This window comes from Halomonas sp. ND22Bw (assembly GCF_003011945.1).
Taxonomy (GTDB): domain Bacteria; phylum Pseudomonadota; class Gammaproteobacteria; order Pseudomonadales; family Halomonadaceae; genus Halomonas; species Halomonas halophila.
This window is the reverse complement of the sequence record NZ_PXWD01000197.1, coordinates 1-431: the sequence shown is the minus strand read 5'-3', so window position 1 is coordinate 431 and position 431 is coordinate 1. Positions and strand designations below refer to the sequence as shown.

At 66.1% G+C, this 431-nt stretch carries 1 protein-coding gene; it reads left to right on the top strand.

Annotated elements, in window-relative coordinates; genetic code table 11:
* On the top strand, nt 1-431 hold a 431-nt coding region (gene phoU / locus CVH10_RS17660; RefSeq protein WP_106489353.1), incomplete at both ends, for a phosphate signaling complex protein PhoU.

Here is a 431-nt window from a genome sequence, read left to right as displayed (position 1 = left end):
CAGGCTGGCCGGGGTCTACACCGACGGCGACCTTCGCCGCACCCTGGGCGCCATGAAGATCGCCACCGATCTGGAGCGCACCGGCGACCTGGCCAAGAACATCGCCAAACGTGCGCTGATCTTGGCCGAGGGCGAGCCGATGCAGCCCCTGACCCGCTCCATCGAGCGGATGGGCCGGCTGGTCTCGACCCGCCTGCGCGACGTGCTGGACGCCTACACCGCGTCCGAGTTGGATCGCGCCGTCGCTGTCTGGCAGACCGACGACGAGGTGGACGAGCATTACAACGCCCTGTTCCGCGAATTGCTGACCTACATGATGGGCGACCCGCGCACGATCGGCGCCTGCACCCATCTGCTGTTCATGGCCAAGAACCTGGAGCGGATCGGGGACCACGCGACCAATATCGCCGAAACCGTCCACTACGAGATCA